Source organism: Endozoicomonas sp. ALC020, assembly GCF_049275935.1.
Lineage (GTDB): Bacteria > Pseudomonadota > Gammaproteobacteria > Pseudomonadales > Endozoicomonadaceae > Endozoicomonas_A.
Genome location: NZ_CP184830.1, coordinates 4,646,134 through 4,651,160 on the forward strand (window position 1 = coordinate 4,646,134; position 5,027 = coordinate 4,651,160).

3 protein-coding genes and 1 pseudogene are annotated in these 5,027 nt (G+C 43.5%); 2 read left to right on the forward strand and 2 right to left on the reverse strand.

Going from position 1 to position 5,027, the window contains the following annotated elements; translation table 11 throughout:
- Nucleotides 1-16: 16 nt before the first annotated feature.
- The gene (locus ACOJUO_RS17470) at nucleotides 17-715 is read right to left on the reverse strand and encodes a hypothetical protein (RefSeq protein ID WP_422137646.1); all 699 of its coding nucleotides are present in this window, start codon (nucleotides 713-715) and stop codon (nucleotides 17-19) included.
- A gap of 288 nt (nucleotides 716-1,003) precedes the next feature.
- Between ACOJUO_RS17470 and ACOJUO_RS17475 the strand changes: the two are divergent.
- A pseudogene (locus ACOJUO_RS17475) lies at nucleotides 1,004-1,192 on the forward strand (ISNCY family transposase); the annotation flags it as partial.
- Between the two features lie 236 nt (nucleotides 1,193-1,428).
- On the forward strand, nucleotides 1,429-3,678 hold the full coding sequence (locus ACOJUO_RS17480; RefSeq protein WP_422137647.1) for an ankyrin repeat domain-containing protein: 2,250 nt from the start codon (nucleotides 1,429-1,431) through the stop codon (nucleotides 3,676-3,678).
- Between the two features lie 292 nt (nucleotides 3,679-3,970).
- Here the strand turns inward: ACOJUO_RS17480 and ACOJUO_RS17485 are convergent, their stop codons facing one another.
- Entirely contained in the window at nucleotides 3,971-4,471 is a 501-nt protein-coding gene (locus ACOJUO_RS17485) for a DUF29 domain-containing protein (protein WP_422133284.1), read from the reverse strand.
- Between the last annotated feature and the right edge of the window lie 556 nt (nucleotides 4,472-5,027).

The following is a 5,027-nucleotide window of genomic DNA, read 5'->3' on the forward strand; positions in this document are numbered from 1 at the left end:
GTTTCGACCCTGCTGTTCACCGCCTTGGTATTGGCAACCGTTCCTCCACCGTTAACTGCCCCCCCCCGATGCCGGCGTGTGCACGATAATCCCCGGTTTCGACCCTGCTGTTCACCGCCGTGGTGTTGCCAACCGTTCCGTAAACCAGCCCCCCCCCGATGCCGGCGATTCCATACCAACCCCTGGTTGTGACATTGCTGTTCACCGCCGTGGTGCTGCCAACCGTTCCTTTAATCAGCCCCCCTCCGATGCCAGCGTAACTTTTACGACCATTGGTGAGAATATGAACATCTTTCACCCAGATATTACTGACTGTGCCAGTATCATCAACAACACAGGCTGCTAACCCGGTCGTCTTATGGGAAGTTATATTGGCACCAGTAAAGTGAAGGTGCCTGATGCTGCCTTTCAGAGTGTCAATAAAACAGTTAGACAGACCGCTGATGGTACGGCACTGCCCATAGTACTCCCCGGTGAATGGATGGGTATCATTGCCAATGGATTGATAGTCTTTAGTGACAACAATATCCGCTGTCTGTTGATAGGTACCGTCCAGTGGATAGTCGCGATCTCGACCAATCTTGCCCAGGTCTTCTGCATCATTAATCTTTATGGGGGCTGTTGACGCTGTAGTGGGTGTAAATTGAGTGGTCAGGGCCAGTAACAGAAATACAGGAGCGATGAACAGGTTCGAATAGTGCCGCAACTTAATCATTTTCAGGACTCCCTGGAAAAGTCGACAGGAAGCCTAGACGCTGTGTTTATAGTTATCCATTAATATGATTGTGGTGTTGCAAGAAAACAGGCGGATCTTTTTGTCAATCCTCTCTTTAGTGCTGCTATTCAGGGTATTAGCCATGACTCCTGAGCCGCTCATATAGAGGGCGAGGGCGTTGCAACAGCCTCTTTTAAACGAGGGGGTGAATCACTCAGGCTATAGATTCAACAATATGGCCAGAGAGGCTATGACCCCCAACGCATTGGTCACTGGGGTTGTATCAATGAGAAGATTTTTTCATTGTTCGAACGTCATACCGAATGGATCAGCAAAGGTAAGGCTGGAACCCCTGTAGAGCCTGGCCTCAGAGTCTGCGTATTGCAGGATCAGTTTGGCTTTACCCTGCATCATCTGGTCATGGAAAAACAGACGGGCGACCAAGTGACTGTATCTATTGCAGAAGGTGCCAAACAGTGATTTCCCCAGGTTTCACAAGTCAGTTATGACCGGGGTTTCTTATCTACGCCGTCACCATGGATGCACGACGAATCGTGTCTAACTCTACACTCGCGTAGGCTGTCCCGGTAAAGCCTGCGCAGACGTTGGCTCTTGAACCAATGCTTTGCCAGCAACTATTTTGAAAAAAACCTTGGTACTACTTTTGATCAGCTACAATTTCCATGTTTTGCTCGCTACTTGGTTCTTCTCCTATGAAAACTCCTTCCTACTTAGCCGCCTCTGCAACTCTGGCCGCATTTATTCACTGCAATACCACTATGGCATGGACTTCGGTAAGGGCTAACTCCGACTCCGTTCGGCCTAACTCAAAGGTACTACAACTGTATCGAAACTCTGCCGATGGCGATGAAATTAATTACATCTATTTCGATATAGACAAAAGGCGATTGCTTTGGAAAGTTGCTAAGAATGCTGGTCACGAAGAAACTTATGAGCAACCATTACCTGATTTTATTGGTAGTGTCAGCGCATCTGTATTCAAAGGTAATCACTTGTACATCGCTGGGCAGTTGCAATACAAACAAGAGTGGTTTATTAGCGCTTTGAATCCAAATGGTGAAGTTATTTGGGTTAGGCAGGGAAATGATAACGATCCTTCCGGCATGCCAAAAGATATTACCTTTTATAAGATCATGACAATGGCAGAAGAAAAAGTCATTTATGCTGTTGGTAAAACACCCAGCACACAAATTGTTTTGGAGTTAAATTCTGAGAATGGTTCAGATGTTTCTGGGGAAGTATTTAATAAATTTTCAAATAGAAAGCTACTTCATACTTCAAGTAACTCAACTGATGATGAAGTCATTTCGAAAGGTGAAGAAAGGCATTTTAGAAATCTTGAGTGGATAGCTGGAGTATTTTCTATTGTAGGCGGGATAGCATTAGTGTCAGCTTTTTATGCTGGCTGGAAATTTTTAAAAAATATAAACGAAGAACGTAAGTCGAAAATTACTCGTGCAAAGGATATAGAAAGTAATAGGCGGAAAATTGAAGGTGATTTAATGAGAAAAATTGAAAGAAAGAAAACAAGCTTTTTATTCATGCCTCATGAGTCATATGCAGTTATTTTGCCTGATATTTCCGTTATTGATAACCCTGAAGGTAATACTGATGCCGATTGCGCTGAACAAGAGCAATTATTTCAACATTTACTGAGAGCGGTTCTCCAAGGGAACGCTGAAGAAGTTGGCAGCCTGTTAGAAACTTCTCCGGGTTTAATTCATCAACGGGATTCCTCTGAAAATACGCTGTTACATATAGCCATAACTACCAATAATTCAGAGATAATTCAGTTTTTGCTCAGTAAAGGTATCAACTATGATGCAAGAAATCTTCAGGATTTTACCCCTTTGCATGTAGCTGCAATACAGGGGGACACAAATGCCTTAGAAACACTCTTAAAGGCAGGAGCAGATATAGAGCTACTTGTCAATCAGCAACACTCACCACTGCACTTAGCAATCATTAACAATCATCCTGAAGCTGTAAAACTATTGATTAAAAGCCGAGCTCGTTTTTCTGAGCGATTGAGAATTATCAATCAAGGGGACTATCAAGGCAATACACCTCTTCACTTAGCAGTATTGGCAAAGAACGCTAATGTTGTGAATTTACTTCTTAGTCATGGTGCTAGCCAGGAACTATCCAATAATGATGGATTTACACCACTATACCTTGCTGCTGTTACTGGAGCACAAGATGCAATAAGAGTGTTATTAGACTGGAAATCTGCATTTTCTCAAGATGAACTGTCAGCACTTTTTCATATTGCAGCAAATTTCAATAATGAGTCCCTTATAAAAGATTTGCTATCTAGAGGTCTACATTATGGGCTGAAGTTTTATCAACCATGCATGCCTGATACAATCGATCAGTTTTGCGTTCAAACTCAGTCAGGTCTAACTGTTTTACATGAGGCGGTTCTTGCTAATTCATATTCTGTAGTAAGGTTTCTACTAAGAGTGCGTTTGATAGAAATTAATGCAAAGGACGACCAAGGTAATACTTCGCTGCACTATGCAATTCAGAATAACGATATAAAAATGATTGCAATTCTTTTATCAAAAGGAGCAGATATTAATATAATGAACAGACTTGGATACACGCCTTTGCATTTTGCAGTTCAACTGGAAAATCAGGAAGCTATAAAATTATTAATTCAAAAATGTGCAAATTTAAATATCCGGGATAATAAAGGACAGACACCTCTGCATGTTGCTTTACGTGTTGGAAATCAAGAGGCTATAAAATCATTAATACAAGAAGGTGCAAATTTACAATTAACGGATAACAATAATGAGTCGGTTTTAGACTTGGCAACGACCATTGGTAATCAAGCAGCTGTTTTATTGATTCAAAATAAAATTGAGAGTTCGAAGCCCAACGAAACGAAAAGTGACTCTGAGCAGAACCCCCCTGTGGTTATTGAGCTGCAAAATTGAGGTGAACTTCATCCTCAACTTTAGAGTTCCCAAAGGACAATAGTTCTACTTATTCATCCAGAATCTGCTAAAAGCAACCGTCTCAAGTCCAGTAAAAAGCGAGACGGTTGCCATGCTCAAGGTTGTGCGTCAGGAAACCGAATATAAAACCGGACTTGGATGAAGAGTCTGGCGGATCGGGCTGTCCCTTTCCTGGGTTAAGCGACAGTGGTTTTTTTACCTCGTTCCCACGCTGGGACCCGCAGGGCCTAAAATCATGGGAGCGAGTCAAAATGGAGCAGCGCCACAAAGGTTAGAGTTCAACTCCGTTAAGGGGATACCAGTCTTTTTCCATTAGCTTTTCATAAGACCATGGGCAGGTATCAGGGAAGCTGCTGTTGTCCAGTTTTGGGCATTTAGTGGGGATATGGCGATTCATTTCCCGAATGGCTCCATTTTTCCCATCAGGGTATGACTCAACTAAAGCATCTTCCACCCGTTGTTCTAAACTGTGATTTTTTCTTAATAATTTATTAATGCCGTCCCTTGCATTATCAATAGAGTTTAGCCACCCGTTTATGACCCGTTTTGTAGCTACAGTATCCCGCAGCACACTGGTTTGGTAGTCACACTTAAGAAGCTGAAGTATGAGATTGGTTAGAAAATGTTCAAGATTATCGACTTTTGATTCTATGCCCAACTCCAAATCCTCTAACAGATTTTCTAAATCCAACTGGTCAAAGTGGCGATTTCGCAGCAAAGCTACCTGATTGGATAACCACTGGTGATAATCGGTTTCGTATAAATTACTCATAGATGTTCACTCCATTAAACGGATACCATTCTTCAGCCATCAACCGCTCCCTCCCAGTCGCGCTCCAGGCGCTTGGTGGGATACCCCCCATCCCTGGGGATAAGTCGCGCTCCAGGCGCTTGGTGGGATACCCCCCATCCCTGGGGATAAGTCGCGCTCCAGGCGCTTGGTGGGATACCCCCCCATCCCTGGGGATAAGTCGGCCAGCAGGTCTGAGTTTCACTTTTGTTCGAGGTTTGAGGATAGCAGTTGGTGAGGGGGGTGCAAAGTTGTTGGCGGGGGTTTCACCTGGTGAGTAGACCGGCGGAACTTCCCCGTCAGCCCCTCTCAGAACAGTACGTGAACCTCTCGATTCATACCGCTCCCATCAGGCAGGCTTCCTCATTAGCCAAAATTTACTCGGGGGATACCTGTCTTCCAGCAGGTATTACTTGCTAAACCTTGATATCATGCTCGACTTTAGAGTTCTCAAAGGACAATAGTTCTACTTAATTCATCCAGAATCTGCTAAAAAGCGACAGAGGTTTTTAATTTTTTATTAATTAACCTCCGTCGT

Excerpts from the sequence above, each read along its gene's own strand:
- ACOJUO_RS17485 (WP_422133284.1), bottom strand. The coding sequence starts at position 4,471 with ATGAGTAATTTATACGAAACCGATTATCACCAGTGGTTATCCAATCAG.
- ACOJUO_RS17480 (WP_422137647.1), top strand. The coding sequence starts at position 1,429 with ATGAAAACTCCTTCCTACTTAGCCGCCTCTGCAACTCTGGCCGCATTT.
- ACOJUO_RS17470 (WP_422137646.1), bottom strand. The coding sequence starts at position 715 with ATGATTAAGTTGCGGCACTATTCGAACCTGTTCATCGCTCCTGTATTT.